Genomic DNA, 14753 nt, shown 5'->3' with positions numbered 1-14753 from the left:
ATCGTTTTTCGGGGCGTTACTGCGGGTCCGGTTCGGCTTTCGGCTCGGGCGCCGCGGCAGGTTGGTCGGCGGACGGGTTGGGTTCGGCTGCCGGAGGGGTGTCGGTCGGCGCAGCATCCGTGTCGTCCGACGGTTTGGCATCGTCGGCGGGCTTCTCGTCCGGCGCCGGTGCCGTGGTGTCGGTGGGTGCAGGCGACTGACTCGTGGGCGCCGGTTCCTCACCCGCAGGCCCGGTGGTCTGGGCCAGCGCGGGGAAGCTCACGGCCGCCGCGCCGATCAAAAGCATTTGTTTCAACATGGAAATTCTCCTTTCGTGGCGACTTATCGAGGGCTTGCGACCCGTCGCCTTATTGATGGGGCATCAAAGCAACCCGCCATGTTTCGCCATGGTTGCGGCGCCGCGGCATTTGGCGAAACGCCCCGTCCCTGCTACGGGGCGCCCCGGCGCGGTTCCGCAGGGATTCCGCGATGGAGCGCCCTAAAAGGAAGGAAATTCAATGGTTCCGCGTTACGCCAGGCCGGAAATGACCGCGATCTGGTCGGCCGAGAATCGCTTTCGCATCTGGTTCGAGATCGAAGCGCACGCCACCGACGCCCTCGCCGAGCTCGGGACCGTCCCCAAGTCCGCAGCCAAAGCCTTGTGGGATTGGTGGGCGACCAAGCCCGTCATCGACGTGGCAGCGATCGATGCGATCGAGGCGGTCACCAAGCATGATGTCATCGCCTTCCTGACCTGGGTGTCGGAAAATGTCGGCGAAGAAGCGCGCTTCATGCACCAAGGCATGACCAGCTCGGACGTGCTCGACACCTGCCTTGCCGTTCAGCTGGCGCAGGCCGCGGACCTGTTGATCGCCGACGTCGATGCGCTGCTCACCGCGATCAAGCGCCGCGCCTTTGAACATAAGCTGACCCCGACGATCGGCCGCAGCCACGGCATCCATGCCGAGCCTGTCACCTTCGGGCTCAAACTGGCGCAGGCTTATGCCGAGTTCGATCGCTGCAAGGCGCGCCTGATCGCCGCCCGCGCCGAAGTGGCCACCTGCGCCATATCCGGCGCAGTCGGCACCTTCGCCAACATCGACCCGCGCGTCGAAGCGCATGTCGCCGCGAAACTCGGCCTGTCGATCGAACCCGTTTCGACGCAGGTCATCCCGCGCGACCGTCACGCGATGTTCTTTGCCACCCTCGGCGTCGTCGCCGGATCGATCGAACGCCTTGCGACCGAAGTCCGCCATTTGCAGCGCACCGAGGTGCTGGAGGCCGAGGAATATTTCTCGCCTGGCCAAAAGGGTTCGTCGGCGATGCCCCACAAACGCAACCCGGTGCTGACCGAGAACCTCACCGGCCTGGCGCGCATGGTGCGCAGCGCGGTGGTCCCGGCGCTGGAGAATGTGGCGCTGTGGCACGAACGCGACATCAGCCATTCATCGGTCGAACGTTTCATCGGCCCCGACGCGACGATCACCCTCGACTTCGCGCTCGGCCGCCTGACCGGAGTGGTCGACAAGCTGCTGGTCTATCCCGAACGGATGCAGAAGAACCTCGACCGCATGGGCGGCCTCGTCCATTCGCAGCGCGTGCTGCTGGCGTTGACACAGGCTGGCGCGAGCCGCGAGGACAGCTACCATCTGGTCCAGCGCAACGCGATGCAGGTGTGGGAAAGCGACGGCCAATTGTCGCTGCTCGAACTGCTCAAGGCAGATGGCGATGTAACCGCACGGCTATCGGCCGAACAGCTGACGGAACTTTTCGACCTCGGCTATCATATGAAGCATGTCGACACGATCTTCGACCGGGTGTTCGGTTCCGCATAACGCGGGCTGGAAACCCACGCAAAACTCGCATAGGGTCGATCAGCCTGACCGACTGAGGAGCAAGACATAGTGGGAATCCTGCGGACGATCATCTGGGTTCTGCTGACCGCGGTGCTGGTCATTTTCGCGATGGCGAACTGGCTGCCGGTGACCGTCACGATCTGGCCGGGGCAAGTGCTCGACACCAAATTGCCGGTGCTGATCCTCGCCGCCTTCCTGATCGGCAGCGTGCCGATGTGGATCGCGCTGCGGACGACGCGCTGGTCGCTGAAGCGCCGCCTCGATACCAGCGAGCGTCAACTCGCCGACATGCGCGCGCTCGCCAATCGTCCGGTGGACCCCACACCGGTGCCGCCCCCCGCGCCTGCGCCCGGAACCGCTTCACCCACCCTGCCACTGGATATTCCATGAGCTCGCCGCTTTATCTCGCCATCGACCACCCCCACCTCGATGCCGCGGTCACGCTGGCGCAAAAGGTGCGGCACCATGTTGGCGGGCTAAAGCTCGGCCTCGAATTCTTCTGCGCCAACGGCCATCATGGCGTCCACGAAATGGCCAAGATCGGACTACCGATCTTCCTCGACCTCAAGCTCCACGACATCCCGAACACCGTGGCCAAGGCGATCCAGGCGCTGCGCCCGCTCGAACCCGCAATTCTGACCGTGCATGCCGCGGGCGGCCGCGCGATGCTGGAGGAAGCGAAAGCGGTGGCGGGGCTGAATACCAAGGTTGTCGCCGTCACCGTGCTGACCAGTCTCGATGCCCCCGACCTCGACGACATCGGCGTCGGTGGCACCCCGCATGATCAGGTTGTCCGCCTTGCGGCGCTGGCGCGCGAGGCCGGGCTCGACGGGATCGTCTGCTCGGGGCAGGAGGTGAAAGCGGCGCGCAAGGCGTGGCCGGGCGGCTTTTTCGTCGTCCCCGGGGTGCGTCCGTCAAACGGCAGCGCGGGCGACCAGAAGCGCGTCGTCACCCCGGCACAAGCGATGGCCGACGGCGCCTCGATCCTGGTGGTCGGTCGCCCGATCAGCCAGTCGCCCGATCCCGACCTTGCGGCGCGCGAAATCGAAGCGACGCTGTAATCAACACATCCGTCATCCCGGCGAAGGCCGGGATCTCGCCGTGGCCACATGCTGCACCGTGGAGATCCCGGCCTTCGCCGGGATGACGACAGGATAAAGATGACCATGCCCCCCTTCGTCAAAATCTGCGGTCTTTCCACCCCCGAGGCGGTCGATGCCGCCATCGAACATGGCGCCACGCACATCGGCCTCGTCCATTACGAGCCCAGCCCGCGCCACGTCGACCTCAAGACCGCCGCGGACCTGCGCAAACAGGCCGGGCGCCACGTCCAGGTCGCGCTGCTGCTCGTCAACGCGCCGCAGCAGCTCACCGCCGATGCGCTCGCCGCGGTGCGCCCCGACATCATCCAGTTCCACGGCAACGAAAGCCCCGAATGGCTGGGCGTCGTCAAGCGGCTGACCCCCGCGACGGTCTGGAAAGCCGTCGGCCTGAAAGATGCCGGAACGCTTGAGCGCATGCAGCAATATCGCGGCGTCGCCGACCGCATCCTGTTCGACGCCCCGGCGGCGGCGCTGCCCGGCGGCACCGGCACGCGCTTCGACTGGTCGCTGCTCAAAAACCACCGCCACACAATGGCCTGGGGCGTCGCGGGCGGGCTGAACCCCGCGAACGTCGCCGAAGCGATCGCCGCGACCGGCGCGCCGCTGGTCGATGTATCGTCGGGGGTCGAGAGCGCCCCGGGCGTGAAGGATGTGGACAAGATCGCCGCTTTCCTTAAAGCGGTCGCCGCATGTTAACGGCAAACCTTTCCACCGTGCGCATCGGAAAACGATGGCGCTGATCGCTTCAAAACCCTGTTTGAGCGAGCGCCCACCCCATTGCCGATGGAAACGACCATGACCGATACCACGACCCTGCCCAACAGCCTTCGCACCGGCCCCGACGCGCGCGGCCATTTCGGCCAGTTCGGCGGCCGCTATGTCGCCGAAACGCTGATGCCGCTGATCCTCGACCTCGAACGCCACTACCGCGCCGCGCAGGCCGACCCCGCGTTCAAGGCCGAGTTCGACTATCTGCTGAAGCACTATGTCGGTCGCCCCAGCCCGCTGTGGTTCGCCGAGCGGCTGACCGAGCATCTGCGTGCTGGCGCCGACGGAGGCTTCGGCGCGAAGATTTACCTCAAGCGCGAGGATCTCAATCACACCGGCGCGCACAAGATCAACAATTGCATCGGCCAGATCCTGCTTGCGAAACGCATGGGCAAGACCAAGATCATCGCAGAAACCGGTGCCGGCCAGCATGGCGTCGCGACCGCGACCGTCGCCGCGTTGTTCGGCCTGCCCTGCACCATCTTCATGGGCGCGGTCGACGTCGCGCGGCAGCAGCCGAATGTGTTCCGCATGAAACTGCTCGGCGCCGAAGTCGTCGCGGTCGAGAGCGGCGCCAAGACGCTGAAGGATGCGATGAACGAGGCGCTGCGCCATTGGGTCGCGAACGTCCACGACACTTTCTATATCATCGGCACCGTCGCCGGCCCGCACCCTTATCCCGAACTCGTCCGCGATTTCCAGTCGGTGATCGGCGACGAAGCCAAAGCGCAAATCCTCGAGGCCGAGGGCCGCCTCCCCGACATGCTGATCGCCCCCGTCGGCGGCGGATCGAACGCCATCGGCCTGTTCCACCCCTTCCTCGACGATGCCGAGGTCGAGATCGTCGGCGTCGAAGCCGCGGGCGAAGGTTTGGACGGCAAGCACGCCGCCAGCCTCGCGGGCGGCCGCCCCGGCATCCTGCATGGCAACAAGACCTATTTGCTGCAGGACGACGACGGTCAGATCACCGAGGCGCATAGTATCTCGGCGGGGCTCGATTATCCGGGTATCGGTCCCGAACATAGCTGGCTGCATGACATCGGCCGCGTCCGTTACGAGCCCGTCACCGATGACGAAGCGCTCGCAAGCTTTCAGAAGCTCACCAAACTCGAAGGCATCATCCCCGCGCTCGAAAGCGCGCATGCCATCGCCGCCGCCGAACGTATCGCGCCGACGCTTGGTCAGAACAAGATCATCATCGTCAACTGCTCGGGTCGCGGCGACAAGGACATCTTCACGGTGGCCGATGCGCTGGGAGTGGAGTTGTGAGTCGCTTCGCCGCCGCCTTCGCCAAACCGCGCCCCGCGCTCGTCGCCTTCATCACCGCGGGCGACGGCGACACCGCCGCGAACCTCGACGCGCTCGTCGCGGGGGGCGCCGATGTCATCGAACTGGGCATGCCCTTCACCGATCCGATGGCCGACGGCCCGACGATCCAGCAGGCGAACCTGCGCAGCCTGGCAAAGGGTACGACGACCGCCGACATCTTCGCGATCGCGTCGGCTTTCCGTGCACGCCACCCCGACACGCCGCTCGTCCTGATGGGCTATGCCAATCCGATGACGATCCGCGGCTCCGAGTGGTTCGCGGCAGAATGCGCGAAGGCGGGCATCGACGGCATCATCTGCGTCGACATCCCTTCGGAGGAAGATGATGAACTCGGCCCCGCGCTCCGCGCTGCCGGGGTCGACCTGATCCGCCTCGCCACCCCGACCACCGATACCGCGCGCCTGCCCGCGGTGCTTAGCGGTGCCGGCGGTTTCCTCTATTATGTTTCGGTCGCTGGCATCACCGGTCAGCAGCAAGCCGCGCAGGCGAGCATCGACCAGGCCGTCGCGCGCCTGAAAGCCGCCACCGATCTCCCCGTCGCAGTCGGTTTCGGCGTCCGCACCCCTGCGCAGGCGGCCGAGATCGCCAAGGTCGCCGACGGCGTCGTCGTCGGGTCGGCCTTTATCGACATCATTGCCGAGCATGGCGACGCCGCCGCGCCTTATGTCGAAGCATTCACCCGTTCGCTCGCCGATGCTATCCACGGCGCAAAGGAGATCGCCGCATGAGCTGGCTCGACCGCGTTCGCAACGCCCTGCCCTTCACCGCCAAGCGCGATACCGCCGACAATCTCTGGCACAAATGCCGCCAGTGCCAGCAGATGGTGTTCGTCAAGGAATGGGAAGACAATCTCAACGTCTGCCCGCGCTGCGACCACCACGACCGCATCGGCGCGGCCGAGCGTTTCGCGCAGCTGTTTGACGGCGGTTCGCACGAGATTTTGCCCGCCCCGGCGGCGCCCGAAGACCCGCTGAAGTTCCGCGACACCAAGAAATATGTCGACCGCATCAAGGCGGCGCGCGCGCAAACCGGCGACCGCGACGCCTATCAGAATGCCTTTGGCCGTATCGCGGGCCAGCCCGCCGTCGTCGGCGTCCAGGATTTCGCCTTCATGGGCGGATCGATGGGCGTCGCGGTCGGCGAAGCTTTTGTCGCCGGGGTCGAACAGGCGATCAAGCGCGGCTGCCCCTATATCGCGATCACCGCCGCGGGCGGTGCACGCATGCAGGAAGGTACGTTGTCGCTGATGCAGATGCCGCGCGCGACGGTCGCGCTCGCCCGCCTGCGCCGCGCCGGCCTTCCTTATGTGGTGCTGCTCACTGACCCGACCACCGGCGGCGTCACCGCCAGCTATGCGATGCTCGGCGATATTCAGATCAGCGAGCCCAAGGCGCTGATCGGCTTCGCTGGCCAGCGCGTCATCGAAAACACGATCCGCGAAAAGCTGCCCGAAGGGTTTCAGCGTGCCGAATATCTGCTCGACCACGGGATGATCGACATGGTCGTGCACCGCAAGGATTTGCCCGAAACGCTGGGGCGGCTGATTGGGTATCTGGCACCCGAGAAGGCGGCTTAATCCATCACCCCTCCCCTTCAGGGGAGGGGCTTAGCAAAGCCCCGCCGATGCCCGACCACGCCCACTCCTCCGACCCCGCGGTCCAGATCCAGCTCGACCGTCTCGCTGCACTCTCGCCGGGCCGCGACATCCTCGGCCTTGAGCGCATCGCCGAGCTTTGCGCGCGTCTCGGTAACCCGCAAAACCAGCTCCCCCGCACCTTCCACGTCGCGGGCACCAACGGCAAGGGGTCGACCTGCGCCTATCTGCGCGCGATCCTCGAAGCGCAGGGGCGCCGCGTCCACAGCTACACCAGCCCGCATCTTGTCCGCTTCAACGAACGTATCCGCCTCGCCGGAACGCTGATCGACGACGCGCTGCTCGCGGCGCTGCTCGAAGAAGTGCTCGACGTCGCGCACGACCTGCGGGCCAGCTTCTTCGAAGTCACTACCGCCGCCGCCTTCCTCGCCTTTGCCCGCATCCCCGCCGACGATTGCATCATCGAAGTGGGGCTGGGCGGGCGCCTCGACGCCACCAACATCATCCCCGCCCCCGCGGTCTGCGGCATCGCGTCGCTCGGCATCGACCATGAAGCGTTCCTGCTCGCTCCCGAAGCCGGCACCCCGGCAGACCCTGCTGTCCGCATCGCGTGGGAGAAAGCGGGCATCTTCAAACCCGGCACGGCGCTTGCGACGCTCGCCTATCCTGCCTCCCTTCTGCAGGTAATCGGCGAGCGTGCCGCGGCGGTAGGCGGGACGCTGTTTTCCGAAGGCGATGGATGGGCCGTACAAAGCGACGGCGATGCCTTTCATTGGCGTTCCAAATTCGGTTCGATCGAAGCGCCACTGCAAACACGCATGCCCGGTGCGCATCAGCACCGCAACGCAGGCCTTGCAATCGCGATGCTCAACATCGCCCCGCACCCGCGCCCCAGCGAGTCCGAGGTCGTCCGCGGCATCGCCAGCGCCTTCTGGCCGGGAAGGATGCAGCGACTCGCGGACGGACCACTCACGGCACGCCTGCCCGCCGACCGCAATCTCTGGATCGACGGCGGGCACAACCTCGACGCCGCGCGTGAGCTGGCAAAACTGCTGGCGGGATCGCTGGCGCGCGAGCAAAAGATCGACCTCATCCTCGGCATGCTCGCCAATAAGGACGCCGCGGGGTTCCTTACCCTGCTTGCCCCGCATGTCGCGCGCGTCGCGACGGTGCCGATAGCCGGGCACGAGCATCACGGCCCGGGAGAGCTTGCCGAAATCGCCCGCCAAGCCGGTATCGCCGACGCGATGGTCGCGGGCAGCATCGCCGGCGCAATCGACCTTATGGCAGCCGACACCCCGGCGCCCCACATCCTGATCGGCGGCTCGCTCTACCTGGTTGGCCAGGCGCTCGATCTCAATGAGCAGCTTCCGGTTTAGTGGATGAACTTCGGGCGGGAGGCCGACCCCGCCTCTACCCCAGCTCCGCCAGCATCCGCTTGGCCCAGTCGTACATCTCGGCATTGGCTTTCAGCATTGCCGGCGGCGTGCGCTTCTTGCGCATCTCGACCTCGTTCAGCACCGTCCGGGCACCGGTCTTGTCGCCATCGGCGATCAGGATTGCCGCAATCCGGCATCGCACTTCGTCGCCCGGCGCGCGTTCGACGATGCGGCGATACAGCGCCAGCGCGTCGCCCCGACGCCCATCGAGCTCGGCCACCTTTGCGCGCAACAGGTCGCGCCGATCGTGTTCGGACTGCGATGTCGTTTCGGGTAGCCGGTCCAGCGCCGCCAGAGCGTCGCCGACCAGACCCGCCTCATAAGCCGCCTCGGCGATCAGCATGCCGATCGTCCGGTCGGCATGCGGCGATTTGCGTTCGGCGATCCGATATTGCTCAAGCGCCTGATCGTACCGATCGCGCGCCAGCAACGCATCGCCATATTCCATCCGGTTCGCGATCGTGTCGCTGAATTCGACCGCATCGCGCCCTTCGCGCACCCGCCGTTCGGGATCGATGCTGTCGGCAATGTTCGCCTTCACCTGCCGCAACCGCCGGTCGCGCGACAGGTTGGGCATGATCTCCACGATGAAATAGGCGGCCACGCCGATCATCGGCAGAAAGGCGATCGCCATCACCCACGCGGTGTTGCGCCCGTAACGAAAAACATGGACGATGCACGCGACCTGCAGCGTAATAGTGACCGCAATCCAGAGCATCGCTTCAGGCCGCCTTCGGTGCCGGCCCCTTCCACGCCAGCAGCGCACCGGCGAGGAGGGCGGCGAACGACGCGTACATGATGTGCGACGCCAGCTCGAGCTGATTGGCCAGCAACACCCCGACGACGCCCGCAACAATCGACGCAAAGCCAACAACGCGCGCGGCGCCGACGGGTTTGCGCAGCTTGCCTTCGTCGACCGCGCCGCTCTGGCGGATGGATTGCACGACATAGCCTTTGCGCCACATCATCCACAGCAAGATCATCCCCGGTATCGCGGCGAGCACCGTCAGCCCCCAAAAGCCCGTCCACCCCAGCTTTTCCGCGGCATAGCCGGCGGGGCCGGCCATGAAGGTCCGCCCGATCACCGCAACCGACGACAGCAGCGCAAACTGGGTCGCCGTATAGGCGATATTCGACAATCCGGAGAGATAGACGGCGACGACGGTGAGGCCGATACCGCTGGTGATATTTTCGGTCACGATCGCCGCAACCAGCATCCAGTAATTGTTACCCGCGATTGAAAGCGCCATGAACATGAGGTTCGAGAACATCATCAACAGCACCGAAACAAGCAGCGCCCTGCCCATACCGAGCCACAGCACGAATGGCGCACCCAAAGCGGACCCGATAATGAGCGCGGCAAAGCCCCAGATCTTGTTTGCCGTGATGTAATCGAGATCGGCAAAATTCAGATCGACGATCATCGGGCCGAGCATGGCCTGCCCCATGGCATCGCCGACTTTATAAACCAGGATGAACAGCAATATCATCAGCGCGCCATCGCGGGTCAGGAACTCGCGAAACGGATTGACCACGGTTTCGACGAGCCATTGGCCGGGCTTCATGCCCGATGCATTGCTGAACCGGTCGATAAATTTGCCTTCACCGGCCCAGAAGGCACCGATAACTGCGGGCAGAACGCAGAGAGTTGTGAGCCCGTAAGCCATGGCCCAGCCAAGCCCCAACCCTTCCTGCGAGGCGAAATAAATGGTCCCGGCGCCCGCGATCAGATTGCCGGTGCGATAGCCGAACTGGTTCGTCGCGGTCCCGTGCGCAAATTCGTCCTCTTCCAAGATTTCGATGCGATAGGCGTCGATGACTATGTCCTGCGTCGCCGAAAAGAACGCCGTGACGACCGCCCAGAACAGGAACCAGCGATAATCGTCGGGCTGCGGATTGCTCGCGCCCATCTGCCAGATGGCGATTACAAGGAAGAACTGCACGAAAAACAGCCAGCTTCGCCGCTGGCCCAGCGCCTTGGTCAAAACCGGCAGCGGGATCTTGTCCACGAGGGGCGCCCACAGGAATTTGATAGTGTAGGGAATGCCGACCATCACCGCAAAGCCGATGGTCGTCGGCGTGAAACCGACCTTGGCCAGCCAGAAGGTCATGGTGGCGGCAATCAAGGTGAAGGGGAAGCCGCTCGAAATGCCGAGGAGGAAAGCGACCGCCGGATTCTTGCGCAGATACGGACGGAACGCGGGGACTGCGAGCGCGACGACGACCAGCCCGGCGAGGACGCCGGCGAAAATAAGAAAACGAATAAAGTCGACGGACATTCTGAGCTCCCCGCGGACCGCTGGCGAGCGGTTCTGTGCTTGGCGCCAAGGCCTAATGCCTTGGGGTCAAATTGGAAGCGGGTATTTGCCGCGGTCGCGGCCAACCGTGCGACTTACGCCGCTTCGGGCCGCCAATAGGTCAACAGCCCGCTGACCTTGCGCGGTTGCTGGTTCTTGCACGTCATCGTTTCGACCGCGCGGAGCGCGCTGACCAGCGCCGACGCGCTGTGCGGTTTGCCGAGACAGGCGACGGCGATGTCGGCGGCGTCTTCGGGGCATTGTCCGGTCACCAGCAGCACCGCGATGCCGCGATCACGCGCCAATCGCGCCACTTCGCGGCCGGTCATATGCCCCGCCAGCCCCAGGTCGAGCACCAGCGCATCGATCTGTTCGGCGGCGATGATCGGGACCGCCGCTTCGCCCGAATCGACCGTCGCGACGATGTCGTACCCGCTGTGTTTCAGCGTCCGCTCGTTGTCGAACGCCACCAGCGGATCATCTTCGATGATCAGCAGGCGCTTGATGCAGGACGGGCGGGACGCAAACAGCATGGATACTCCCTTTTACGGCGCCATGACGCGCCCGGCGCCGTCGTGCAAGATTGCTTCTGCTTGCCATCGACGAAGCGACACTTTTCCGGCTATGAGCGTGATCACAAGGCAACACTATTCCCCGCATAACGACAAGAAAGCCGCATCCGTTCCGATGACGACCCGCCGACCTCCCCGCTCCGCCCCGCGGACCGTGCCCAAAGCCGCTGGCGACCGCGACGCTCCAAAAGGCCGCCGCGCCGCGCGCGGTGCCGCCTCGGCGCTCAAGGCCAAACCCGCCGATCCCGAACGCGAGGACGGGCCGCAGCGAATTGCCAAGCTGCTCGCGCGCGCCGGGGTCGGCTCGCGCCGCGATGTCGAGCGGATGGTCGAGGAAGGGCGCATCGCGCTGAACGGCGTTGTCGTCGTTCAGCCCGCGCCGCTCTTGACCTCGCTCGACGGGCTGACGGTCGATGGCAACCCCGTCGCCAAGCCCGTCTCGACGCGGCTCTATCGCTTTCATAAGCCCGCCGGGTGCATCACCGCGGCGCGCGATCCCAAGGGCCGCAAGACGATATACGACCTGCTGCCCAAGGATCTGCCGCGGCTGATGCCGGTCGGCCGCCTCGATTATAATACCGAGGGATTGCTGCTGCTCACCAATGACGGCGAATTCAAGCGCCAGCTCGAGCTTCCCGCCAGCGGGGTCGAGCGCACCTATCGCGCGCGCGCCTTTGGCGACATCAGCCAGGCGCAGCTTGAAGAACTCGCGATGGGGATCGAGATCGATGGCGTGCGCTATGGCAAGATCGACGCCAATCTGGAACGCCGCACCGGGCGCAACCAGTGGGTCGAAATGACGCTGACCGAAGGCAAGAACCGCGAAGTGCGCAAGGTGCTCGAACATTTCGGGCTGCAGGTCAGCCGCCTGATCCGCACCCGCTATGGCGCGTTCGAGCTGGGCGGCATGCCGCTCGGCGCCGTCGATGTCGTGCCGCGCGACGAATTGTTCAAATTCCGCCGGCATATGGGTTAGCGACCATGCGCGTGATTTCCGGAGAATGGCGCGGCCGCAAGCTGCTGGCGCCCAAGGGCGACGCGACGCGTCCGACCGCCGATCGCACCCGCGAAACCTTGTTCTCGATGCTGACCAGCCGCCTGGGCAGTTTCGAGGGGCTGATCGTCGCCGACCTGTTCGCCGGGTCGGGCGCGCTCGGCATCGAGGCGTTGTCGCGCGGCGCCGCAACTTGCCTGTTCGCCGAACAGGACCGCGACGCGATCGATGTGCTGCGCGGCAATCTGGCCAGTTTGGGCGCAGCCGCGCGCGCCGACGTCCGCGCCGGGTCGGTGCTCGGTCTGGGTCTGGCGCCGCGCGCCTATGACCTGCTGATGCTCGACCCACCCTATGGCACCGGCGCCGCCAGCGTCGCGCTCGACAAATTGAACCGCCTCGGTTGGATCGGCCCCGACAGCTGGGTATCGGTCGAAACCGCGCATAGCGAGATTGTCGATGTCGCGGGCTTCGTCATCGATACCGATCGCAAGGTGGGCAAGGCAAAGCTGACTTTGTTGACTCCGGTGGCCGCACTTTGACCGCAAGAAGCGGGAAGCTCTGCTGGCTCCTTCGCCGCTAGGCCCGCGCCATGACCTCACCAATCAACCTGCGCATGGGCGCCGCCGAATGGGCAATGCTCGTCGTGCTGTCAATTCTGTGGGGCGGCTCCTTCTTCTTTCTCGAGATCGCGCTGGACGAGGTACCGCCTTTCACGCTCGTCTTCGCGCGCCTTGGCCTGTCAGCGTTGCTCATGCTCGCCTTCATGGCGTTTGCTCGCCGCGCAATGCCGCGGCGCCCCGGCCTTTGGCCCGCGCTCTTCCTTCTCGCCTTCCTTAATACCGCGCTACCCTTCTCGCTCTTCGCCTACGCGCAGACTGAAATCACGAGCGGCCATGCCTCGATCCTCAACGCCACCACCCCGCTTTGGGGTGTGATCGTCGCGCATCTGTTCACGCCTGATGAAAAGGCGACACCGGGCAAGCTCGCGGGCGTTGCAGCGGGAATAGCCGGGGTCTCGGTGATGATCGGCGGCGGAGCGATCTCCGGGCTTGGTGCCAGCCTTCCGGCGCAGCTCGCCTGTCTCGGTGCGACCTTCTGCTACGCGCTTGCCGGGGTCTATGGCCGCCGCTTCCGTGCTTGGGGCGCAGGGCCGTTCGAGGTAGCAACCGGACAACTTATCGCGGGCGCCACGTTGATCCTGCCCGTCGCGCTGCTGATCGACAGGCCTTGGCAACTTGCGCTGCCGGGCACAACCACGCTTCTCGCGATCGGCGGGCTCGCGCTGTTTTCAACGACGGTCGCCTATTTCCTCTATTTCAGCCTGATCGCGCGCGCCGGTGCGACGAACGCGCTGCTCGTCACGCTACTCATTCCGGTCACTGCGATCCTGCTCGGCACGCTGCTGCTCGGCGAGGTGCTGCTGCCGCGGCACTGGGTCGGTATGGCGCTGATTGCCGCCGGGTTCGTAGCGATCGACGGGCGGCTGGTCGACCGACTGCGCGATACCTAGACGCGCGCGGGGCGTACCAACGCCAGACCAAGCCAACTGACGATCCCCGCGATCGCCAGATACAGCCCGACGACCGCGGTGCCACCGCGCTCGGCCAGCGCCTGCGCGACGATCGGCGCCATCGCACCGCCCAATATGCCGCCGGCGTTGAACGCCACCGATGCGCCGGTATAGCGCACGCGCACCGGGAACAGGCCGGTCAGCCACCCGCCGAGCGGGCCGTACACCAGCCCCATCACGAACAGCGCCGTCGCCAGCCCCAGCCCGACGACCGGCCATGATCCCGATGCCAGCGCCGGACCGAACAGGAAACCGACCAGCACCGTCGCGCCGCATCCCCAGCTCAGCACCCGGTGCGCGCTCGACGCGTCGCTGGCGTATCCGGCAAAGATGATCCCGACCGCCATGAACAGGATCGCGCCAAGCTGGATCAGCAGGAACTGCTCCTTCGGATACCCCAGCGTCGTGGTGCCGTGCGCGAGCGCAAACGAGGTCGCGAGATAGAAGATCGCGAAGCAGGCAACGACAGCGAAGGTTCCGGCCAGCGTCACCACCAGATGGTGGCGAAACAACTCGCCCAGCGGCACTGCCACCGGCGCCTCCTTGGCCAGCGCATCGGCAAAGGCGGGTGTCTCGCCGATCTTGAGGCGCACCCACAGGCCGAGCCCGACCAGCACCGCCGACAACAGGAACGGAATCCGCCAGCCCCATGCGGCAAAATCGCTATCGCTAAGGCCCAGGCCGAGCAGCAGGAACAGGCCGTTCGCCGCGATAAAGCCGACCGGCGCGCCGAGCTGTGGGAACATCCCGAACCGCGACCGCCACCCGGGCGGGGCATTTTCGACCGCCAGCAACGCCGCCCCGCCCCACTCGCCGCCCAGTCCGAACCCCTGCCCGAAGCGCAGCAGACAGAGCAACAGCGGCGCGACCCAGCCAACCATCGCATAGGTCGGCAGGAACGCGATCAACAGCGTCGACACCCCCATCAGCATCAGCGACGCGACCAGCGTCGACTTGCGCCCAATCCGGTCGCCATAATGACCAAACACGATCGCTCCGACGGGCCTGGCAAAAAACGCCAGGCCAAAGCTCATGAAGCTGAGCATGAGCTGCGCCGATGGCGATTCCGACGGAAAGAATAGCGGCCCGAACACCAGCGCCGCAGCGGTGCCGTAGATATAGAAATCGTAAAATTCGACCGCGGTCCCGACGAGGCTCGCCGTCAGGATGCGCCGATGTTTGCGATAGGGTGCCAGATCCACGGCCTACGCCCCTCCCCTTCTTGATACAGCCGCCTTGGACGCGACGAGGC

16 protein-coding genes are annotated in these 14753 nt (G+C 65.5%); 11 read left to right on the top strand and 5 right to left on the bottom strand.

The window, feature by feature from the left end; all coding sequences use genetic code 11:
• Nucleotides 1-16: 16 nt before the first annotated feature.
• Nucleotides 17-298 (bottom strand): hypothetical protein, encoded by a 282-nt coding sequence (locus ACTIFP_RS05575; protein ID WP_439567715.1) that lies wholly within the window; start codon nucleotides 296-298, stop codon nucleotides 17-19.
• Nucleotides 299-497: 199 nt separating this feature from the next.
• On the opposite strand from ACTIFP_RS05575, the gene purB reads away from it, so the two are divergent.
• From purB to ACTIFP_RS05535, 8 genes are all read left to right on the top strand, one after another.
• Entirely contained in the window at nucleotides 498-1814 is a 1317-nt protein-coding gene (gene purB / locus ACTIFP_RS05570; RefSeq protein ID WP_439567714.1) for an adenylosuccinate lyase, read from the top strand.
• Between the two features lie 69 nt (nucleotides 1815-1883).
• Nucleotides 1884-2225, top strand: coding sequence for a lipopolysaccharide assembly protein LapA domain-containing protein (locus ACTIFP_RS05565; protein ID WP_439567713.1), 342 nt, complete (start codon nucleotides 1884-1886; stop codon nucleotides 2223-2225).
• Nucleotides 2222-2896, top strand: a complete 675-nt coding sequence (gene pyrF / locus ACTIFP_RS05560) for an orotidine-5'-phosphate decarboxylase (RefSeq protein WP_439567712.1) — start codon at nucleotides 2222-2224, stop codon at nucleotides 2894-2896. The genes ACTIFP_RS05565 and pyrF overlap by 4 nt, the downstream gene beginning before the upstream one ends.
• Nucleotides 2897-3001: 105 nt before the next feature.
• The gene (locus tag ACTIFP_RS05555) at nucleotides 3002-3634 is read left to right on the top strand and encodes a phosphoribosylanthranilate isomerase (RefSeq protein WP_439567814.1); all 633 of its coding nucleotides are present in this window, start codon (nucleotides 3002-3004) and stop codon (nucleotides 3632-3634) included.
• A gap of 99 nt (nucleotides 3635-3733) precedes the next feature.
• Nucleotides 3734-4975 (top strand): tryptophan synthase subunit beta, encoded by a 1242-nt coding sequence (gene trpB / locus ACTIFP_RS05550; protein WP_439567711.1) that lies wholly within the window; start codon nucleotides 3734-3736, stop codon nucleotides 4973-4975.
• Complete coding sequence (gene trpA / locus ACTIFP_RS05545; RefSeq protein WP_439567710.1) at nucleotides 4972-5763, top strand: tryptophan synthase subunit alpha; 792 nt, start codon at nucleotides 4972-4974, stop codon at nucleotides 5761-5763. Before trpB ends, trpA begins: the two co-directional genes overlap by 4 nt.
• Nucleotides 5760-6611: an acetyl-CoA carboxylase, carboxyltransferase subunit beta gene (gene accD / locus ACTIFP_RS05540; RefSeq protein ID WP_439567709.1), complete on the top strand. Its 852-nt coding sequence runs from the start codon at nucleotides 5760-5762 to the stop codon at nucleotides 6609-6611. The genes trpA and accD overlap by 4 nt, the downstream gene beginning before the upstream one ends.
• A gap of 47 nt (nucleotides 6612-6658) precedes the next feature.
• Complete coding sequence (locus ACTIFP_RS05535) at nucleotides 6659-8008, top strand: bifunctional folylpolyglutamate synthase/dihydrofolate synthase (RefSeq protein ID WP_439567708.1); 1350 nt, start codon at nucleotides 6659-6661, stop codon at nucleotides 8006-8008.
• 34 nt (nucleotides 8009-8042) lie between these two features.
• Here the strand turns inward: ACTIFP_RS05535 and ACTIFP_RS05530 are convergent, their stop codons facing one another.
• From ACTIFP_RS05530 to ACTIFP_RS05520, 3 genes are all read right to left on the bottom strand, one after another.
• Nucleotides 8043-8786 carry a hypothetical protein gene (locus ACTIFP_RS05530; protein WP_439567707.1) on the bottom strand — a complete coding sequence of 248 codons (744 nt, stop codon included), beginning with the start codon at nucleotides 8784-8786 and terminating at the stop codon, nucleotides 8043-8045.
• Nucleotides 8787-8790: 4 nt separating this feature from the next.
• On the bottom strand, nucleotides 8791-10347 hold the full coding sequence (locus tag ACTIFP_RS05525; protein WP_439567706.1) for an AmpG family muropeptide MFS transporter: 1557 nt from the start codon (nucleotides 10345-10347) through the stop codon (nucleotides 8791-8793).
• Between the two features lie 113 nt (nucleotides 10348-10460).
• On the bottom strand, nucleotides 10461-10898 hold the full coding sequence (locus tag ACTIFP_RS05520) for a response regulator (RefSeq protein ID WP_439567705.1): 438 nt from the start codon (nucleotides 10896-10898) through the stop codon (nucleotides 10461-10463).
• Nucleotides 10899-11091: 193 nt separating this feature from the next.
• On the opposite strand from ACTIFP_RS05520, the gene ACTIFP_RS05515 reads away from it, so the two are divergent.
• The 3 genes from ACTIFP_RS05515 to ACTIFP_RS05505 are packed head-to-tail and all read left to right on the top strand — an operon-like array spanning nucleotide 11092 to nucleotide 13441.
• The gene (locus ACTIFP_RS05515; protein WP_439567704.1) at nucleotides 11092-11913 is read left to right on the top strand and encodes a pseudouridine synthase; all 822 of its coding nucleotides are present in this window, start codon (nucleotides 11092-11094) and stop codon (nucleotides 11911-11913) included.
• A gap of 5 nt (nucleotides 11914-11918) precedes the next feature.
• A complete protein-coding gene (gene rsmD / locus ACTIFP_RS05510) occupies nucleotides 11919-12470 on the top strand; it encodes a 16S rRNA (guanine(966)-N(2))-methyltransferase RsmD (RefSeq protein ID WP_439567703.1) in 552 nt (183 codons plus the stop codon).
• Between the two features lie 50 nt (nucleotides 12471-12520).
• Entirely contained in the window at nucleotides 12521-13441 is a 921-nt protein-coding gene (locus ACTIFP_RS05505; protein WP_439567702.1) for a DMT family transporter, read from the top strand.
• Here ACTIFP_RS05505 and ACTIFP_RS05500 read toward each other — a convergent pair.
• Nucleotides 13438-14697, bottom strand: coding sequence for an MFS transporter (locus tag ACTIFP_RS05500; RefSeq protein WP_439567813.1), 1260 nt, complete (start codon nucleotides 14695-14697; stop codon nucleotides 13438-13440). The genes ACTIFP_RS05505 and ACTIFP_RS05500 overlap by 4 nt on opposite strands.
• Nucleotides 14698-14753: the final 56 nt, after the last annotated feature.

It is taken from the genome of Sphingopyxis sp., from assembly GCF_051861155.1.
Classification (GTDB): domain Bacteria; phylum Pseudomonadota; class Alphaproteobacteria; order Sphingomonadales; family Sphingomonadaceae; genus Sphingopyxis.
This window is presented reverse-complemented; position numbering and strand designations above follow the sequence as displayed.